Consider the following 18,872-nt stretch of genomic DNA (forward strand, 5'->3'; position numbering starts at 1 on the left):
TGGGTTTCGGCGACATTTCGCGGCCTGTTATCCTCCCTGACCTGCTCGTGAATCATGGATTCCCTGCATGCTCCCCAGCCTGCCCCTGCTGCTGGCCCTGCCGTTCCTGATGGCAGCGGCTGTTGCGGCCTTCCCCCGTAGTTCGCGCTCGACTGCTGCCTGGCTGGCGGCGCTGGCGCCGTTGGGTGGGCTGGCCATCCTCGGCTGGCTGACCCCGTCCGTACTCGACGGTCAGGTGGTGCGGACGATGGTCCCTTGGCTGCCGCAGATCGGGCTGGACTTCACCCTGCGCCTGGACGGGCTGGCGTGGATGTTCGCCGGGCTGGTGCTGGGCATCGGCGCGCTGGTGGTGCTGTACGCGCGCTACTACCTGAGCCAGCAGGACAACGCGCACCGCTTCTACTGCTACCTGCTGCTGTTCATGGGCGCCATGCTGGGCATGGTGCTGTCGGGCAACCTGCTGTTGCTGATGATCTTCTGGGAAATGACCAGCATCAGCTCGTTCCTGCTGATCGGTTTCTGGTCGCACCGCCAGGACGCCCGTGAAGGCGCGCGCATGGCGCTGGTGATCACCGGCGGCGGCGGCCTGGCACTGCTCGGTGGCGTGCTGCTGATCGGCCGCATCGTCGGCAGCTTCGACCTGGACGTGGTGCTGGCCGCCGGCGAGCAGATCCGCGCCAGCGCGCTGTACCCGTACGCACTGTTTCTGGTGTTGGCCGGCATCTTCACCAAAAGCGCGCAGTTCCCGTTCCACTTCTGGCTGCCGCATGCGATGGCCGCGCCGACCCCGGTCTCGGCCTACCTGCACTCGGCCACCATGGTGAAGGCCGGCGTGTTCCTGCTGGCGCGCCTGCATCCGGCGCTGGCCGGCAGTGACCTGTTCTTCTATACGGTCAGCGGCATCGGCGCGCTGACCCTGCTGATCGGCGCCTGGAACGCGATCTTCCAGCACGACCTGAAAGGCCTGCTGGCCTACTCGACCATTTCCCATCTGGGCCTGATCACCCTGCTGTTCGGCCTGTCCACGCCGATGGCGGTGGTGGCTGGTGTGTTCCACATCCTCAACCACGCCACCTTCAAGGCTTCGCTGTTCATGGCCGCCGGGATCATCGACCACGAGACCGGCACCCGTGACATGCGCAAGCTGGGCGGCCTGCGCAGGCTAATGCCGTTCACCAGCGCACTGGCGATCATCGCTTCGCTGGCGATGGCCGGCATCCCTCTGCTCAACGGCTTCCTGTCCAAGGAAATGCTGTTTGCCGAGGCGATCACGGCCGGAGGCCCGGGGATCATGCGCACGGCGGTGTCGATCGCCGCGTTGCTGGCTGGCGTATTCGGGGTGGCCTACAGCCTGCGCTTCGTGCACGACACCTTCTTTGGCCCCGGCCCGCACGACCTGGACCGCGTGCCCCACGAACCACCGCGCTGGATGAAGGTGCCGGTGGAACTGCTGGTAGTGATCTGCGTGGCGGTGGGCGTGGCACCCGCACTGACCGTGGCGCCGGTGCTGCATGCCGCTGCGGCCTCGATCCTCGGCAGCGCCATGCCCGAGTACAGCCTGGCGGTATGGCACGGCTTCAACCTGCCGCTGGCGATGAGCGCCATCGGCGTGGTCGGCGGCGTGGCGCTGTACTTCGGCCTGCGCAAACTGATCAACCTGCACGCGGTGACCAACGTCAGCACTGGCCGCAACGTGTTCCACGCGCAGCTGGACGCGATCTCCGCGCTGGCCATGCGCCTGACCAACGGCATCGCCAACGGCAGCCTGCAGCGCATGCTGCTGGGCCTGGTGCTGGTGGCTATCGTGGTCGCGGCCGCGCCTTTCGTGGCTAATCCGACCTCGCCGAACTGGACCGCGCCACAGCCCATCCCGCTGCTGGGCTGGGTGCTGTGGCTGGTGATGATGGCCTGCGCCGTTGCCACCCTGCGCATCTACAAGCAGCGCCTGCTGGCGGTACTGCTGGTGGGCGGCGTCGGCCTGATGGTGGCGCTGACCTTCGTGTTCCTGTCCGCACCCGACCTGGCCCTGACCCAGCTGCTGGTGGAAATGGTGACCCTGGTGCTGATGCTGCTGGGCATGAACTACCTGCCCGCGCAATCCGGGCCCGAGCGGCCGCGCTGGCGCAAGCGCCGCGATGCAGTGATCGCGATCATCGCCGGCGCCGGTCTGGGTGCGCTGGCCTATTCCGCGATGACGCTGCCGCCCAACACCATGGCCGGCGAGATGCTCGCCCGTGCCCTGCCCGAAGCGTATGGGCAGAACGTGGTCAACGTGATCCTGGTCGACTTCCGCGGCTTCGATACTTTCGGCGAGATCACCGTGTTCGGTATCGCCGCGCTGGTGGTGCATGCCCTGCTGCGGCGCACGCGGATGGCGCCGGAGCAGATCATGCCCGGCCCGCCGATCAAGCTGCCGGTGCCGGCCGACCTGGCGCAGATCATGTTCCCGCTGACGCTGACCGTGTCGATCTTCCTGTTCCTGCGCGGCCACAACGCGCCGGGCGGTGGCTTCATCGCCGGCCTGGTGCTGGCGGTGCCGCTGCTGATCCAGTACGTGATCCAGGGCACCGCGTCGGTGGAATCGCGCTTCGGCTTCGACTACATCCGCTGCATCGGCATGGGCCTGCTGATCGCCCTGCTCAGCGGCAGTGCCTCGATGCTGTTCGGCGTGCCGTTCCTCACCAGCGGCCACCTCGACCTGCACCTGCCGCTGATCGGCGACGTGCCGCTGGCCAGCGCGATTGGTTTTGACATCGGCGTGTATCTGGTGGTGTTCGGCGGCGCCATGCTGATGCTGTCGATGATGGGCACGATCAAGCCGTCGCGTACCCGCACTGCCCGCAAGGGTGAGATCGACCTGCAACGCCGTTCGGCCCGCACCGGGGAGATGCACTGATGGAACTGGCCCTGGCGACCGCGATCGGCGTACTGACCGCCATCGGCATCTACCTGCTGCTGCGTGCGCGCAGCTTTGATGTGATCCTCGGCATGACCTTCCTGTCCTACGCCACCAACCTGCTGATCTTCGCTGGTGGCCGCGTGGTGCTGGGCAAGGCGCCCGTACTGCAGGAGGGCGTGGACAGCCACCTCGGCAACTACACCGACCCACTGCCGCAGGCGCTGGTGCTGACCGCGATCGTGATCGCCTTCGCGATGACCGCCGTGAGCATCGTGCTGGCCATGCGCAGCCGCAGCGACAACCACAGCGACCATGTGGACGCTCACGAGCCGGATGACGACCTGCAGGATGAGCGCGTACCGCCGCGCCAGGGCGAGGACCGCGCATGAACCATCTGGTGATCCTGCCGATCCTGATTCCGTTGCTGGGTGCTGCGCTGTCGCTGTTCGTCGAACACCGCCGCTATGGCCCCAAGGTGCAGCGCGCGGTGGCCTGGACCGCGCTGTCGGCGCTGGCGCTGGCGGTGGGCCTGCTGTTCGCGTCGACCGCAGGCGGTGACATCAACGTCTACCTGCTCGGCGACTGGCCGTCGCGGCTGGGCATCGCGCTGGTGGCCGACCGGCTGTCGGCGTGGATGCTGCTGACCACCCTGCTGCTGGCCATTCCCTGCCTGCTGCACGCCTGCTCGGGCTGGGACCGCCGCGCACCGCACTTCCATGCACTGTTCCAGTTCCAGCTGGTCGGCCTCAATGGCGCGTTCCTGACCGGCGACATCTTCAACCTGTTCGTGTTCTTCGAGGTGATGCTGATCGCCTCCTACGGCCTGCTGCTCAGCGGTGGCCGCGGCCTGCGCATGCGCATCGGCCTGCACTACGTGGTGTTCAACGTCACCGCCTCGACCCTGTTCCTGATCGCGCTGGGCCTGCTGTACGCCACGCTGGGTTCGCTGAACATGGCCGAGTTGTCGCAGCGCATCGCCGAGGTGCCGCCGGCGCAGCTGACCCTGGTGAAGGCGACGATGGGCCTGTTGCTGCTGGTGTTCTGCGCCAAGGCCGCGCTGATGCCCCTGTACCTGTGGCTGCCGGAAGCGTATTCGCGCGCACCGGCCGCCGTGGCTGCGCTGTTCGCGATCATGACCAAGGTCGGCCTGTACTCGGTGCTGCGCATCCAGATGCTGTGGTTCGGCGACGATGCCGGTGCGATGGCCGGCTATGGCCGCGACTGGCTGCTGTGGGCCGGCGTGGCAACGCTGGTGCTGGGCGGCCTTGGCGCATTGGCCGCGACCCGCCTGCGCGTGCTGATCTCGTACCTGGTGATCGTGTCGGCAGCCACGCTGTTCATCGCGTTCTCGGTGGGCACGCCGCGGGTGCTCTCCGCCGGCCTGTACTACCTGCCGCACAGCAGCTTCGTCGCTGCCGCGCTGTTCCTGATCGCCGACCTGATCCGCCGCCGTCGCGGCGGCGCCAGCGACCGCAAGGAAGTGGTCGCGCCGATGCCGGGCAAGGAAACGCCGGCGGTGCTGTTCCTGATCGGCGCGGTGTCGGTGGCCGGCCTGCCGCCGCTGTCGGGCTTCCTGGCCAAGGCCGCGCTGCTGGCCGGCATGCCGGCGCAGTACACCGCCCCGGTCTGGACCGCCGTGCTGATCAGCAGCCTGCTGGTGATCATGGGCCTGACCCGCGGCGGCATCCGCCTGTTCTGGCGCGTGCCGCCGGTCGATCCGGAAGCACCGAAGCCGCGCAAGGCCCGCCTGCGCCGGGTCGAGCTTTACGCGGCCTGCCTTCTGCTGGCCTACGGCATCGGCATGACCCTGGCCTCAGCACCGCTGATGCGCTACACCGACGCCACCGCCGCACAGCTGCTGCAACCCAGCGAATACGTGCAGCAGCTGCGTGCGACCACGCCGGAGATCCGCCAGCCATGACTGCCCAGCGCTCCCCGTTCCGTCGCCTGATTCCCTCGCCGATGCTCAGCATCATGGTGGTGGCGTTCTGGCTGCTGATGTCCGACAGCTTCACCCTCGGCCAGATCGTGCTGGGGCTGCTGCTGGGCCTGGTGGTGCCGCTGTTCGCCGCACGCCTGGACCGCGAATTCGCCCGCATCGGCACCCTGCGTCCATTGCCGAAACTGCTGTGCGTGACCCTGTGGGACATCCTGATGTCCAACATCCGCGTTGCCCTGCAGGTACTGGGCCCGGAGAAGAACATCCACCCGGGTTTCATCTGGCTGCCGCTGGACATCGCCAACATCCACGGCATCGCCGCGCTGACCAGCATGATCACCCTGACCCCGGGCACGGTCTCGGCCGCGCTCAGCGACGACCGCAAGTTCCTGCTGGTGCACGTGCTGCACCTGGAGGACCCACAGGACCTGATCGATACGATCAAGCGCCGTTACGAGGCGCCGTTGATGGAGATCTTCCCATGACCGGTTTTGAAGTCATCCAGACCACCCTGGTGGCGTGCATGCACGTGGTCGGCCTGGCGATGCTGCTGGCCACCTGGCGCCTGCTGCGCGGGCCGACCGTGCCCGACCGCATTCTCGCGCTGGACACGCTGTCGGTGACCGCAATCGCCGAGCTCATGCTGTTTGGCATGTACCTCAACTCGCCGATCTACTTCGAGGCGGCGCTGATCATCGCCATGCTCGGCTTCGGCAGCACCGTGGTGCTGAGCAAGTTCGTGCTGCGCCGGGACATCGTCGAATGATCACCGCGATCCAGATCGGCCTGTCGATCCTGCTGCTGTTCGGCTGCTTCTTCATCCTGGTCGGCGCACTGGGCCTGGTGAAGCTGTCCACGTTCTTCAAGCGCCTGCACGCACCGACCAAGGCCAGCACGCTGGGCGTGGGCTGCGTGCTGGTGTGCTCGGTCTGCTACCACATCTTCCTCGGCCAGGACCCGCAGCCACGCGAGCTGCTGATCACCGTGTTCCTGTTCATCACCGCGCCGATCAGCGCACACATGATGGCCAAGGCCGCGCTGTCGCTGCTGATGGAGACCCGCCCCACCCTGCCGGGTAACGAACGTGCCGCCGAGGAGCAGCTGCCGCCGCCGGAGCCGGTGCGGGAAGAAGAAACCACGCAGAACCGGTAATTCCGGTAGAGGCCGACCTTGGTCGGCGCTTTTTCCCCGAGTGCCAACCAAGGTTGGCCCACCGGGTGATCGGTGGTGGGTGCCGACCGTTGGTCGGCACGAAATCAACCGCATCCACGCATGGCGTGGATCTACAACACCGGTGCGCCCACCAGCAGCAGTTCCAGCACGAACCAGCCGACGAACGCGACCAGCAGGATCGCGCCTTCGCCACGGCTGATCTTCAGGTCGCCGCGTAGCATCGGGTACAGCACCAGCGCGAACGCCAGCAGCGCAGGCAGTTCCAGGCGCACGAACGAGGCCGGCAAGGCCAACGGCTGCAGCACCGCCATCGCCCCGATCACCAGCAGCAGGTTGACCACGCTGGAGCCCAGCACGTGGCCCAGCACCATGTCGCCATGACCACGGCGTGCGGCAGCGATGGCGGTGGCCACCTCAGGCAATGCGGTGCCGACTGCTACCGGCAGCAAGCCCACCAGCAGCGGCGTCCAACCCAGGGCTGCACCGAAATCCGCTGCGGCCCCCACTACCAGGCGTGCGCCCCAGTACAGGGCCAGCGCCGCGATCAGCACCCGCAGCACGTTCAACGGCAGGCTGGTGCGGCTCACTGCGGATTCGGCAATGGCCACCTGCACCTCCTCACTCTCGCTGCGACCACCGCGCAGCAACAGCACCTGCACCACGATGAAGCCGGCCAGCAGTACGCCGCCTTCCCAGCGTGCAAGGCCGCCATCAAGCCCGAACAGGATCAGCAGCACGCCGGCCGCCAGCAGCGACCACCACAGTACCGTCTGCAGGCGCGCGCGCAGCAGCAGGGGTGCAGCCATGGCCGCCACCGCCAGGGTCAGGCCCAGGTTGACGATGCTGCTGCCCACCGCGTTGCCCAGTGCCAACTCCGGTTGACCCACCGCCAGCGCGCGTGCGTTGACCGCCAGTTCCGGCAACGAGGTGGTTATCCCGAGCAGCAGCAGCCCCGCAGTGAACGCGCTGGCCCCAAAGCGCTGGGCCAGACCGGACACGGCCTTGACGATGGAGTCCCCGCCCAGCGCCAGCAGCAGCAGGCCGAGCAGGAACCAGGCAATGGCAATGGCGATCATCGAGCACTCCCCAGCAGTGGTGCCGCGATTCTACGCTTGGCCCGCGCGCGTGGCTGGGCCGTGGATCAAGGATCAGCCACAGCCTTCGGCATAGTCGACCTGCGGGGTCTTCCCGACCCGCCATGCGCCGACTCTGCCGTCCGCGCCGAGCGCGAAGTCGATCACCGCATCGCCTTCCTGCGCCGGTCGCACGCGCAGGTGCTGGGCCTTCTCATCGTACTTGTCGGGGCCGACATCAGCGCGCTCGGGGTACAGCACCTGCAGCTCACCCAGAGTCATGCCGACCTTGCCGCCACCTGGTGCCGTGATGGCTGCGCTGCGCACGTCGTAGCGCACCAGCTTGCGGCCTTCGATCATCAGGCGCGGATCCTCGGCATTCTGCGGGCGCAGGAAGTAGCAGCCGTCGTTGCTGTCGTCGGCCGGCAGCGGTTTGCCGGTCGCGTCCGTGCCCAGCCCCTGCAGTGGCGTTTCGAAACCGCTGCGGATCTCGGCGATGCCAGCGCCCAGCTTCGCGCCGGCGAAGCCGTCCAGCCGCGCAGGGCTGTCCTTGCGGAGGTCGTTCGCTGGGCGGGCTGCCAGATCAGGATCCGTCGACTGGGCTGGCCCGGTCGCCGAGGCGGTTTCTGCCGGGGTATCGCTACCGCTGCCGGCCGCCCCCTGCTTGTCGGGGCCGGCACTGCAGGCGGTGAGCGAAAGGAGCAACAGACCAGCAATCGGGAGGTGCTTCATCGGTGCGGTTCCCTGGCGCGAAGATGGCTGCACGCTAGCGCAGCGCACGTGCAGATGCTGCATTGTCATCGCGGTTTCATCGCCTTCGTTCAGGCTCGGCGTGCACCGACTTGGCTGTCCCTTCCATGCAACCGCGCAAGACCGACCTCGCCCGAACCGCGCTGCAGGCCCACCGCGCGCCGCTGGACATGCGCCAGCGCCGGCTGCTGATCCTGTGCGACGGCCAGCGCAGCATCGCCGAACTGACCGGCCTGCTCGGCCCGGAGGCGCCGGCGATGGTCATCCAGCTGGTGCAGGCCGGCTACCTGAGCACCGGCCCGGCAGCGGCGGCCCCTCCCTCCAGCCGTTGCCGGGCCGGCCGGGGCCGCATTGGCGCAGGCGCCGGCAGCGCCTGCCGCCACGCCGGTCGAACGCCGCCGCTCGCTGGTGGCCGCGCGAATCTACATGCTAGGGATCCTGGAGATGCAACGTCACCCGCAGGCGGCGGCATTGTTCCGCGACCTGCAGCAGGCACGCGCAGAGGAAGACGTGCTGCAGCGGCTGCAATCGGCGATGCAGATGCTGCCCGGGCTGACCTCGGAGGGCTATTGCCAGCGCGTGCGGCAACGCCTGCTGGAGGCGCTGCCGCTGGAGCATTGCGACGCGTTCGTTGAGGTCGCTTGAAGAAAAAAGGGGACGGAGGGGATTAAGCCGCAATCAGCACACGTGTGCCTGAAACGACTTAATCCCCTCCGTCCCCTTTTTCGGGTCAACGGAAATTGTTGCGCAGGCCGTTCCAGCAGTGCTGGTAATCGCCTTGGCGGTGGCCCGCTGCCAGCGCCTGTGCGGTCGGGCGGATCACCGCGCGGGTCTCGAACATGAAGGCCATCGTGTCCTTGATCACATCGGCCTTGGACAGATCGGCACTTGAGGCCTTGTCGAAGGTCGGCGCGTCCGGGCCGTGACCGCTCATGCAGTTGTGCAGCGACGCGCCACCCGGCACGAAGCCTTCGGCCTTTGCGTCGTAGGCGCCATGCACCAGGCCCATGAACTCGCTGGCGATGTTGCGGTGGAACCACGGCGGGCGGAACGTGTTCTGCGCCACCAGCCAGCGCGGCGGGAAGATCGCGAAGTCCATGTTGCTGGTCCCCGGCGTGTCGCTGGGCGAATGCAGCACCAGGAAGATCGACGGATCCGGGTGGTCGTAGCTGATCGAACCGATGGTGTTGAAGCGACGCAGATCGTAGCGGTACGGCGCGTAATTGCCGTGCCAGGCCACCACGTCCAGCGGCGAATGGTCGATCGGTGCACGCCACAGTCGGCCTTCGAACTTGGCGATCAGCTCAAAGTCGCCATCGACATCCTCGAACGCCGCGTGCGGGGTTTCGAAGTCGCGCGGATTGGCCAGGCCGTTGGAACCGATCGGGCCGAGGTCGGGCAGCTTCAGCAGCGCGCCGTAGTTCTCGCAGATGTAGCCGCGGCTCGGGCCATCGGGAAGTTCGACACGGAACCGCACACCACGCGGGAGCACCGCGATCTGCTGCGGCTCGATCTCGATCACGCCCAGTTCGGTCAGCAGGCGCAGCGCGCCCAGCTGCGGCACGATCAGCAGCTCGCCATCGGCGTTGTAGAAGTAGCGGCCGACCATGTCGCGGTTGGCGGCATAGAGGTGGATGCCCACGCCGGCATGCGCGTCGGGCGAGCCGTTGCCGCCCATCGTGTACAGGCCTTCGACGAAGTCGGTCGGCAGCTCCGGTAGCGGCAGCGGGCTCCAGCGCAGCTGGTTCGGCGAGGCCGGCTGTGCGCCGAAATCACACTGCAGCTGCGACTGCGCGAACGGGGTGAACTCGCCGTGGGTCACCGCCGGGCGGATCCGGTACAGCCAGCTGCGGCGATTGCTGCCACGCGGCGCGGTGAAGGCGGTGCCGGTCAACTGTTCGGCGTACAGGCCGTGGGCCACCTTCTGCGGTGAGTTCTGCCCGACCGGCAGCGCGCCGGCGACGGCCTCGGTGGCGAACTCGTTGCCGAAGCCGGACTGATAGCCGCGGGCGGTGATGGCGGGGGACATGGGGGCTCCTGGGTACGGCGAGACCGGAACGGAAAGCAACCGAGCATGGCTCGGCTCTACAGATGGGCAGGCGCCGGGACTGGCCCGGCGCTACCGATGACCTTACAGCACGCCGCGGCGGATCTGGTCGCGCTCGATGCTCTCGAACAGCGCGGTGAAGTTGCCTTCGCCGAAGCCTTCGTTGCCCTTGCGCTGGATGATCTCGAAGAAGATCGGGCCAATGCAGTTCTGGGTGAAGATCTGCAGCAGCTTGCGCTGGTGGGTTTCCGGATCGGCGTCGATCAGGATCTTGTTCTTGGCCAGGCGCGCCACGTCTTCACCGTGGTTCGGCACGCGCTGGTCGATCACGTCGAAGTAGGTCTCCGGCGTGTCGAGGAAGTCCACGCCCTGCGCACGCATGGCTTCAACGGTCTCGTAGATGTTCTCGGTAAAGCACGCGATGTGCTGGATGCCCTCGCCCTTGTACGCGTCCAGGTACTCGTTGATCTGGCTCTTCGGGTCGGACGACTCGTTCAGCGGGATGCGCACGATGCCGTCCGGCGCAGTCATCGCCTTGGACACCAGGCCGGTCTTCAGGCCCTTGATGTCGAAGTAGCGGATCTCGCGGAAGTTGAACAGGCGCTCGTAGTAGTCCGACCACTGCTGCATGTTGCCGAAGTACAGGTTGTGGGTCAGGTGGTCGATGAAGGTCAGGCCGAAGCCCACCGGGTGCAGGTCGGCGCCGGCGATCGGTTCGTAGTCGCCGTCGAAGATGCTGCCCGCGCTGCCGTAACGATCGACCAAGTACAGCATGCAGTCGCCGATGCCCTTGATGACCGGCGCGCTGACGGCCTTGCTGTCCGGCTTGAAGGCGATGGCTTCGGCGCCGTTGCCCAGCGCGGTCTGGTAGACCTCCTGGCCCGGCTTCTTGAAGCGGATGGCGAAGCCGCAGGCGCACGGGCCATGCTTTTCGGCGAAGTCCGAAGCGAAGGAATCGGGGTCTTCATTGACCAGGAAGTTGACGTCGCCCTGGCGATAGACGGTAATCGGACGCTGCTTGTGCTTGAGCACCGCGCTGAAGCCCATCTTCCGGAAGTACTCGTGCAGCTCCTGGCCACGGCCGGCCGGGGCGGCGAATTCGACGAACTCGAAGCCATCGATGCCCATCGGGTTCTCGAAGGTGGTGACCTGCATACCGGGGTTGGGATGCGAGGCGGTCGGGACTGCGGTATTCATGGCGTGGCTCCGAATCGGTACCGCATCGGTACAAACCAGGTGCGGGCAGGTAGGGACCCGGCGAGAATGCAGGGTCTGGACCCACCCCTTATAGTTACACTTGAAACCACCAGCAAGGTGCACCGCAACATGAGCCCCGCCGATCCCGTTTCGACCCGCCTGCGTGCCTCGCACGTCCTGCTCGACCTGGAACAGTTCCTGCCTTACCGGCTGAGCGTGCTGTCCAACCGGGTCAGCGGCAACATCGCCAAGCTATACGGCGATCGTTACGGTCTGGCGATTCCCGAATGGCGGGTCATCACCATCCTGGCGCTGTACCCGGGTTCCTCGGCCAGCGAGGTCTCCGACCGCACGGCGATGGACAAGGTAGCGGTCAGCCGCGCCGTGGCCCGCCTGCTGGAGCGCGGCTTCATCAAGCGCGAGACCCACGGCGACGACCGCCGCCGTTCGGTGCTGGCGCTGTCGGCAGCCGGCTTCGAGGTGTACGAAACCATCGCCCCGATGGTGATCGAGATCACCCGCAAGCTGATGTCGGTGCTGAGCGAGGAGGAAGAGCAGGTGCTGGAGAAGCTGATCCTGCGCCTGGCCGGCGAAGGCCTGGAGCGGATGGGCGAGGGGGTCTGAAAGAAAAAGGGGACGGAGGGGATTAAGTCGTTCTGGGCACACCTGTGCTGATTGCGGCTTAATCCCCTCCGTCCCTTTTTCAGCTCAGATGCTTGCGGCGCGCATGGATCCACGGCACCGCCAGTGCGGCAATGGCACCGCCGGCGAAGCCGAGCGAGGCGGCAACCGTGGCCGCTTCGACCGCCCCCGGCAACGCCAGCGCGGCAGCTACGAGCAGCAGCGACGGCAGGCCGACGAAGGTGCCCAGGAAGAAGTGCCAACGCGGCGACCAGGTGTTGAGCTGCAGCAGGCTGACCGGCTGCCAGGCGTCGGATGCGGCCTCTTCGGCGATCTTCGCCACGGCCTTGGCCAGGTCCACTTCCGGCAGCGCGCGCCCTGGCGTGCGGTCGCCAGCAGCTCGGCCACGGCCTCCACCGGCGGGAAACTGGACGGCCACGCAACCGGCGCCGGCACGCCGTAGGCGGTCAGCAGCGGCACACTCAGCCACGGCGCCACCAGCGGGCGCATGCGGCGGCGGCCATGCACGCACCAGATCTGCGGCTGGCCGTGCGCGGTGACGCTGTACAGCGCCAGTTCGTTGGCCGGCGGATAGCCGAGCATGGTCACCCGCGCCGCCAGGCTGTCCTGGCCCATCGCACGCAGGAAACCCGGGCGGCTGCGCCCTTCCTGCATCCACGCCAGGCCGAGTGCCCCCACCAGATACGCCTCGGCCACGTCCTTGCTGCCGGCGGTGGCGCGTTCGTCACTGGCCAGGTACCAGGCCAGCGATTTCGGTTCGGCGACATCCTCCAGGCCCCAGCGGCTGTCGTCACCGAGCACGTGGCGCACTGGCAGCCGCGCCGGCGCGGTCTCGCCACGCTCGCCTGGCTGCAGGAACGGCAGCACGCCCTGGATGAAGGTGGACAGTTCGATCGCGCGCACGCCATGGCCCTGCCATTCCGGTGGCAGCAACCCGGCCAGCTGGCCGTCGGCGGCCAGCGCATCAAGACGCGCCTTCTGTTCGACCAGCTTCTGCACCGCACCTTTCAGCACTACGTTGTCGGGCAGCGCGATCTGCGGCAGGCGGTGGCGCGGCGGCGCCAGTTCAACACTGTCCTCGCCGGTACCGGCGTCATCCAGCAGGGCCTCCTGCGCCGGCAGGGTCACGCCCTCGCCTGCCCCAGCCTCGGCCAGGTTGCTGGCAGGATCGGGCAGTCGTTCGGCGTGGTCGCTGTGCATGGGCGTTCCGGTAGGTTGCGTCGACGGGGCGTCGACTGAGGTCCTTGCCGGTAACGGCGTACATGCAGTGAAGTTGAGACGCCGATTCGAAGAGTGTGACGGCGCGCGCAGTAGATCCGCGCGAGGCGCGGATGCACCACAGTGCCGACCAACGGTCGGCACCCACCGGAGTTGGCGGCCAGCGGTCGGCACCTGCCCGAGCATGCCGACCAACGGTCGGCACCCACCCGAGCATGCTGACCAGCGGTCGGCACCCACCAGAGCATGCCGGCCAGCGGCCGGCACTACCCTATACCGGCTTGTCGGGTGCCCACTGCTTGAGGAATGCGCTCACCCGCGCAGGCTGGAACGCTTCGCCCTTGCGCAGCTCACCGGTGGCCTGCGATACCAGCAGTCCGCCGTCGGCATCGAGCACCAGCAGGTACGGGTAGTCGCGCTCCATCATCGGGAACTGGGCGAAGAAGGCGGTGTTGGGTTGTTCGTCGCTGGCGTTGACCTTCACCCACACGTAGTGGGCGTCGCGGAAGCGGCGCAGGTCGCCGTTGCCTTCGACCACCTCGTCCAGCGCCCGGCAGCGATCGCAGGCAGCGTTGCCGACCTCGAGCAGGATGCGCTTCTTGCCGCGCTGGGCTTCCACCTTGGCGGTGGCCAGATCGTCGGCGGGGTCGCGGGCCGGGTCGAACTGCGCGCCGAGCCCGGCGATGGCGGCGATATCCGCCGCCACCGGGGTGTTGCCCGAGGCCACCGGTTCGCTGGGGTCAGCGACCGGTGGCTCGGTGGGTCGGGTATCCAGGGGCTGCGTAGGCTCGGCGGCGGCAGGCGGTTGCGGTTGGGAACAGGCGCCGATCAGCGCCGCACAGACCACCACTACCGCAGTACCGAGCTTGCTACGCATGCCTTCTACCCTCTCATCATTACTTGACGCCGTGCATCAGCTTGTTGATCAGCGGGGCAACCAGGAACAGCACCACGCCGGAGCCGATCAGGGCCCAGAACCCGAAGGTATACCCCTTCAGGGCCGACTCGACCGTCATGCCACCTTCACCACTGACCACGCCAGCGAAGATGCCCGACAGGTTGTTGCCGATGCCGGTGGACAGGAACCAGCCACCCATGCCGAAGCCGACCAGACGCACCGGGGCCAGCTTGGTGACCATCGACAGGCCGATCGGCGACAGGCACAGCTCACCCACCGACTGGATGACGTAGACCATGAACAGGGTCCAGAACGGGATCTTGCCGTCCACGACCATCTGCGACAGGGCGAACATCAGCAGGGCGAAGGCGGCGCCGTTGAACAGCAGGCCCAGGCCGAACTTGCGCGGAATGGACGGATTGGCGCGGCCCAGGGCCACCCAGATCCAGGCGATGACCGGGGCCAGGGTGATGATCGCCACCGAGTTGACCGACTGGAACCACGCGGTCGGGAACGTCCAGTCACCCATCTGACGGTTGACGATGTTCTCGGCCAGGAAGGTGAACGAGCTGCCGGCCTGTTCGAAGAACATCCAGAACATCACGTTGAAGGCGAAGATGATCAGCATCGCGATCACGCGGTCGCGCTGCACCTTGCCCTCGCGGATGCCCTCGACCAGCAGCAGGATGGCCAGCGCGGTGAACATCGCGCCCAGGATCCAGGCCAGCGCGGTGGCGCCGGTGGCCAGCAGGAAGTACGCAACCGGGATGGCGACCACGGCACCGACCAGCACCATGATGATGCGGCCGAAACCTTCAGCACCGGCCGGCGGTGCACCGATGCCCTTCAGGCCGGCGCGACCGATGTAGAACCACACCAGCGAGATCAGCATGCCCACGCCGGAGGCGATGAACACGACCTTGTAGGACGGCATTGCATCGGTACCGAAGACCTTGCGGGCCAGGTACTCGGTCAGCACCGGGGCGATCATCGCGCCGATGTTGATGCCCATGTAGAAGATGGTGAAGCCCGAGTCGCGGCGCTCGTCCTTCAGGCCGTACAGCTTGCCGACCATGGTCGAGATGTTCGGCTTGAACAGGCCGTTGCCGACGATGATCGTGGCCAGGCCGAGCTTGAAGATGTGCTCCTGCGGCAGCGAGATCATGAACAGGCCAGCGGCCATGATGATCGCGCCGGTCAGGATCGAGCGCTGGTAGCCCAGTACCCGGTCGGCCACGTAGCCGCCGAAGATCGCTGCGGCATACACCAGGGCCAGGTAGGCGCCGTAGATGCGGCTGGCGTCGCCTTCACCGGCAGCGCTGCCGTTGTAGAACTGGGCAACGATGTACAGCACCAAGGCCCAGCGGATGCCATAGAACGCAAAGCGCTCCCAGAACTCGGTCATGAACAGCATCCACAACGGACGCGGATGGCCCATCGTGGTCTTGAAGTCCGGCAGCGCCGGCTCTGGGGTGTTCGCAGTGGCGTTTAGGCTCATGCGGATTTCCTGGTTCGGTGGATGACGAGCACGTCCGGTGTGCAGTTGGAGCAACGCGCGAGGATCACCGACTTCTGGCGTTCACGTCAAATACACGCCGTTTGAGGCAGGTGGCAGCCTGCTCCCTGAACTTGCATCTGAAACGATCCAGCCGCCGGCAGGGATCCAAGCTGAATGGGGGGGTCAGCCCAGCCCTGCCGGCGGCGCGGCCTGCAGGCTGGTGCGCACCTGGAACAGTTCGGGGAAGAAAGTCAGCTCCAATGCCTTGGCCAGGAAGCCCACGCCGGACGAGCCACCGGTGCCGCGCTTGAAGCCGATCACCCGCATCACCGTGCGCATGTGTCGGAATCGCCATAGCTGGAAGGCGGTCTCCAGGTCCACCAGGTCCTCGCACAGCGCGTATTCGCGCCAGTAGCGGTCGGTGTCCTGGTAGATGCGCTCGAAGACTGGCTGCAGTGCGTCGTCGGCCACGTGCGGCTGGGTCCAGTCATGGGCCTCGTAGACCGCCGGCACGGCATGGCCGAAGCGGGCCAGGTACTTCAGGAATTCCTCGTACAGGCTGGGCGCCTCCAGCACGGTGCGCAGCTGCGCCTGCCCGGCCGCATCGTGCTCGAACACCTGCAGCATCTGCGCGTTCTTGTTGCCCAGCAGGAACTCGATGTAGCGGTACTGCAGCGACTGGAAGCCCGACGACGGGCCCAGCACGTCGCGGAAGCCCATGTACTCGGACGGCGTCAGCGTTTCCAGCACCGACCACTGCTCGGTCAGCTGGCGCAGCACCTGCTTGCTGCGCGCCAGCACCTTGCGGCACTGCCAGACTTCATCGCGCTGCAGGAAGCCGATTGCGGCACGCAGCTCATGGCCCAGCAGCTTCAGCCACAGCTCCGAGGTCTGGTGCTGGATGATGAAGAGCATCTCGTCATGGTGCGGCGGGTTGGACAGCGGCTGCTGCGCGCTGAGCAGCTGGTCCAGCCGCAGGTAGCCGCCGTAGGTCAGGCGTCCCTGCAGGTCGGTGTGGATGCCGGCTTCGAGATCGCGTTGGTTGTTGTCGACGGACATGGGCGGGACCAGATCGGGGGCGGCAAGGGTAGCGCGTTGCCGCCGCGCTGGCAGCCGCCGGGTCCATACCCGGGCGTGCGGTTGGCCGTGGAGCATCGGCCGATCCCGGGCCTGCGCGTGGAACCGTCCAGGCCGTTGTACTGGCGGTCAGCCAGAGGCGTATTCTGATGCTTTGCAGCAACGACTGAATACGTTGTTGTTATTGGCCCCCCACCCGCCGGCAGGGGTAAAACGGGGAATCGCCGTGTTGCGGCGCAGGAAGGCTATTCCGTACGCGTTCCTTAACATGGCGATTCATATCATTTGTAACTTCTCTGTCGAAGGTGCAGTACGCAATGACGGTTGCCGCTGAATTCAAGATCGAATACCTGCAGTACCTGGATACGGACGGCACGCTCGTCCGCGATGACCTGCCCGCGTCGCTGCGCGACCCCAAGGTCCTGGTACCGCTGTTCAAGCAGATGCTGTTCGTACGTACGTTCGACAGCAAATCCATCGCCCTGCAGCGCACCGGCAAGCTCGGCACCTATGCCGCCTGCCTAGGCCATGAAGCCGCGCACGTGGGTATCGGCGCTGCGATGCAGAAGGACGACGTGTTCGCACCTTCGTACCGCGAGTATGGCGCGATGTTCATGCGTGGCGTGCGCCCGCACGACGTGCTGATGTACTGGGGCGGCGACGAACGCGGCAATGATTACGGCGGCAACGCGGCCAAGGATTTCCCGTTCTGCGTGCCGATCTCCACCCAGTGCCTGCATGCCGCAGGCGCGGCGCTGAAGTTCAAGCTCAACAAGGAAGCGCAGATCGCGGTGGCCGTGTGCGGCGACGGCGGCAGCTCCAAGACCGACTTCTACGCGGCACTGAATTCGGCCGGCGCCTACAAGCTCCCGCTGATCCTGTGCATCGTCAACAACGGCTGGGCCATCTCGGTTCCGCGTTCGGCCCAGACCGGTGCCGAAACGCTGGCGCAGAAGGGCCTGGCCGGCGGCCTGCACTGCCTGCAGGTGGACGGCAACGACCTGATCGCGGTGCTGGCGGCAATGGAGCAGGCGCGCGAACGTGCGCTGGCCGGCGACGGTGGCACCGTGCTGGAACTGATGACCTACCGCCTGTCCGACCACACCACCGCCGATGACGCGCGCCGCTACCGCGACGACGCTGAAGTGAAGGATGCGTGGCAGCGCGAGCCGATGCTGCGCCTGCGCAAGTACCTGATCAACGCCGGTGTGTGGAGCGAAGACGAGGAAGCCGCCTGGGTCGCCGAGTGCGGCACGCGCGTGGACGAGGAAGTGAACCTGTACCTCAACACGCCGGTGCAGCCGGTCGAGGCGATGTTCGACTTCCTGTATGCCGATCCGCCGCCGGACCTGCTGGCCCAGCGTGCCCAGGCGATCGCCCTGGAGAAGCGCCATGGATGAGATCAAGAACGGCGCGCCCGGCGCGCACACCAACGCCGCCGACAGCGCTGCGGTCGCGCGCGGAGAAGAGAGCATGACCACCACCCCGATCACCCTCATCGAAGCCATCACCCAGGCGTTGGCCTGGGAGCTGGAACACGACCCGTCGGTGCTGGTGCTGGGCGAAGACGTGGGCGTCAACGGCGGCGTGTTCCGCGCCACCGCCGGCCTGCAGCAGCGCTTCGGCTCCGAGCGCATCCTCGACACCCCGCTGGACGAAACCACCATCGCCGGCCTGACGATTGGTCTTGCCGCGCAGGGCATGAAGCCGGTGGCCGAAGCCCAGTTCGATGGCTTCATGTACCCGATGGTCGACCATATCGTCTGCCACGCCGCCCGGCTGCGTTACCGCACCCGTGGCCGTCTGCACTGCCCGATGGTGCTGCGCGTGCCGTGGGGCGGCGGCATCCGCGCGCCGGAACACCACAGCGAAGCCAACGAGGCGATCTTCACCAACGTGCCGGGCCTGCGCGTGGTGCTGCCGTCGTCGCCGCAGCGTGCCTACGGCCTGCTGCTGGCCGCGATCCGCGAGCCGGATCCGGTGATCTACATGGAGCCCAAGCGCATCTACCGCCAGTACAAGGAAGTGGTCGTCAACGACGGCGAAGCCTTGCCGCTGGACGTCTGCTTCGTGCTGCGCGACGGCACCGACGTGACCCTGGTGACCTGGGGCGCGCAGGTGAAGGAAGCGCTGGAAGCGGCCGACAAGCTGGCCGGCGAAGGCATCAGTGCCGAAGTCATCGACGTGGCCACGCTGCGTCCGCTGGACTTCGCCACCATCGCCGAGTCGGTGGCCAAGACCGGTCGCTGCGTGATCGTGCAGGAGGCCCCGAAGACCGCGGGCTTCGGCGCCGAGATCGCCGCGCGCCTGGCCGAGGAATCGATCTACGACCTGCTGGCCCCGGTCGAGCGCGTCACTGGCTACGACACCCACATTCCGCTGTTCCGCCTGGAAATGAAGTACCTGCCGAGCGTTGAGCGGATCGTGGCTGCGGCCAAGCGCGCGGTGGCGGCCGGCTGAC

Annotated in this window: 17 protein-coding genes and 1 pseudogene; 10 read left to right on the top strand and 8 right to left on the bottom strand. The window is 66.9% G+C overall.

Going from position 1 to position 18,872, the window contains the following annotated elements; genetic code table 11:
* The first annotated feature begins 67 nt into the window (after window positions 1–67).
* From FQS62_RS20390 to FQS62_RS20415, 6 genes are read left to right on the top strand one after another with little or no spacing between them, the layout of a single operon-like run.
* Complete coding sequence (locus tag FQS62_RS20390) at window positions 68–2,896, top strand: monovalent cation/H+ antiporter subunit A (RefSeq protein WP_088479404.1); 2,829 nt, start codon at window positions 68–70, stop codon at window positions 2,894–2,896.
* Window positions 2,896–3,288 (top strand): Na+/H+ antiporter subunit C, encoded by a 393-nt coding sequence (locus tag FQS62_RS20395; RefSeq protein ID WP_005419863.1) that lies wholly within the window; start codon window positions 2,896–2,898, stop codon window positions 3,286–3,288. Before FQS62_RS20390 ends, FQS62_RS20395 begins: the two co-directional genes overlap by 1 nt.
* Window positions 3,285–4,820 carry a monovalent cation/H+ antiporter subunit D gene (locus FQS62_RS20400; protein ID WP_208043950.1) on the top strand — a complete coding sequence of 512 codons (1,536 nt, stop codon included), beginning with the start codon at window positions 3,285–3,287 and terminating at the stop codon, window positions 4,818–4,820. Before FQS62_RS20395 ends, FQS62_RS20400 begins: the two co-directional genes overlap by 4 nt.
* Entirely contained in the window at window positions 4,817–5,323 is a 507-nt protein-coding gene (locus tag FQS62_RS20405) for a Na+/H+ antiporter subunit E (protein WP_208043949.1), read from the top strand. The genes FQS62_RS20400 and FQS62_RS20405 overlap by 4 nt, the downstream gene beginning before the upstream one ends.
* Window positions 5,320–5,604 (top strand): K+/H+ antiporter subunit F, encoded by a 285-nt coding sequence (locus FQS62_RS20410; RefSeq protein ID WP_208043948.1) that lies wholly within the window; start codon window positions 5,320–5,322, stop codon window positions 5,602–5,604. Before FQS62_RS20405 ends, FQS62_RS20410 begins: the two co-directional genes overlap by 4 nt.
* Complete coding sequence (locus FQS62_RS20415) at window positions 5,601–5,990, top strand: Na+/H+ antiporter subunit G (RefSeq protein WP_012481450.1); 390 nt, start codon at window positions 5,601–5,603, stop codon at window positions 5,988–5,990. The genes FQS62_RS20410 and FQS62_RS20415 overlap by 4 nt, the downstream gene beginning before the upstream one ends.
* A 131-nt stretch (window positions 5,991–6,121) precedes the next feature.
* On the opposite strand, the gene FQS62_RS20420 is transcribed toward FQS62_RS20415, so the two are convergent.
* Both FQS62_RS20420 and FQS62_RS20425 read right to left on the bottom strand, forming a co-directional pair.
* On the bottom strand, window positions 6,122–7,087 hold the full coding sequence (locus tag FQS62_RS20420; protein WP_049448447.1) for a sodium:calcium antiporter: 966 nt from the start codon (window positions 7,085–7,087) through the stop codon (window positions 6,122–6,124).
* Window positions 7,088–7,159: 72 nt separating this feature from the next.
* Complete coding sequence (locus tag FQS62_RS20425) at window positions 7,160–7,816, bottom strand: hypothetical protein (protein ID WP_208043947.1); 657 nt, start codon at window positions 7,814–7,816, stop codon at window positions 7,160–7,162.
* Window positions 7,817–8,278: 462 nt separating this feature from the next.
* Here FQS62_RS20425 and FQS62_RS20430 point away from each other — a divergent pair, with 462 nt between their 5' ends.
* Window positions 8,279–8,479, top strand: coding sequence for a hypothetical protein (locus FQS62_RS20430; RefSeq protein ID WP_268923011.1), 201 nt, complete (start codon window positions 8,279–8,281; stop codon window positions 8,477–8,479).
* A gap of 85 nt (window positions 8,480–8,564) precedes the next feature.
* On the opposite strand, the gene hmgA is transcribed toward FQS62_RS20430, so the two are convergent.
* Complete coding sequence (gene hmgA / locus FQS62_RS20435; protein WP_208043946.1) at window positions 8,565–9,863, bottom strand: homogentisate 1,2-dioxygenase; 1,299 nt, start codon at window positions 9,861–9,863, stop codon at window positions 8,565–8,567.
* Between the two features lie 102 nt (window positions 9,864–9,965).
* On the bottom strand, window positions 9,966–11,078 hold the full coding sequence (hppD, locus tag FQS62_RS20440) for a 4-hydroxyphenylpyruvate dioxygenase (protein WP_176433087.1): 1,113 nt from the start codon (window positions 11,076–11,078) through the stop codon (window positions 9,966–9,968).
* Window positions 11,079–11,207: 129 nt separating this feature from the next.
* Here hppD and FQS62_RS20445 point away from each other — a divergent pair, with 129 nt between their 5' ends.
* On the top strand, window positions 11,208–11,702 hold the full coding sequence (locus tag FQS62_RS20445) for a MarR family winged helix-turn-helix transcriptional regulator (protein ID WP_014648685.1): 495 nt from the start codon (window positions 11,208–11,210) through the stop codon (window positions 11,700–11,702).
* A 79-nt stretch (window positions 11,703–11,781) separates the two neighbouring features.
* Here the strand turns inward: FQS62_RS20445 and FQS62_RS20450 are convergent.
* From FQS62_RS20450 to FQS62_RS20465, 4 genes and pseudogenes are all read right to left on the bottom strand, one after another.
* Window positions 11,782–12,920 (bottom strand): annotated as a pseudogene (locus tag FQS62_RS20450) (hypothetical protein).
* A 289-nt stretch (window positions 12,921–13,209) separates the two neighbouring features.
* Window positions 13,210–13,815: a thioredoxin family protein gene (locus FQS62_RS20455; RefSeq protein ID WP_208043945.1), complete on the bottom strand. Its 606-nt coding sequence runs from the start codon at window positions 13,813–13,815 to the stop codon at window positions 13,210–13,212.
* A gap of 19 nt (window positions 13,816–13,834) precedes the next feature.
* On the bottom strand, window positions 13,835–15,334 hold the full coding sequence (locus FQS62_RS20460) for a peptide MFS transporter (protein ID WP_049448458.1): 1,500 nt from the start codon (window positions 15,332–15,334) through the stop codon (window positions 13,835–13,837).
* A gap of 183 nt (window positions 15,335–15,517) precedes the next feature.
* Window positions 15,518–16,393 carry a tryptophan 2,3-dioxygenase gene (locus FQS62_RS20465; RefSeq protein WP_049448460.1) on the bottom strand — a complete coding sequence of 292 codons (876 nt, stop codon included), beginning with the start codon at window positions 16,391–16,393 and terminating at the stop codon, window positions 15,518–15,520.
* A gap of 335 nt (window positions 16,394–16,728) precedes the next feature.
* On the opposite strand from FQS62_RS20465, the gene pdhA reads away from it, so the two are divergent.
* Both pdhA and FQS62_RS20475 read left to right on the top strand, forming a co-directional pair.
* Window positions 16,729–17,811 (top strand): pyruvate dehydrogenase (acetyl-transferring) E1 component subunit alpha, encoded by a 1,083-nt coding sequence (gene pdhA / locus FQS62_RS20470; protein ID WP_049448461.1) that lies wholly within the window; start codon window positions 16,729–16,731, stop codon window positions 17,809–17,811.
* Window positions 17,804–18,871 (top strand): alpha-ketoacid dehydrogenase subunit beta, encoded by a 1,068-nt coding sequence (locus tag FQS62_RS20475; RefSeq protein ID WP_019338598.1) that lies wholly within the window; start codon window positions 17,804–17,806, stop codon window positions 18,869–18,871. The genes pdhA and FQS62_RS20475 overlap by 8 nt, the downstream gene beginning before the upstream one ends.
* Window position 18,872 lies beyond the last annotated feature (1 nt).

Source organism: Stenotrophomonas sp. SBJS02 (assembly GCF_020428325.2).
Classification (GTDB): domain Bacteria; phylum Pseudomonadota; class Gammaproteobacteria; order Xanthomonadales; family Xanthomonadaceae; genus Stenotrophomonas; species Stenotrophomonas africana.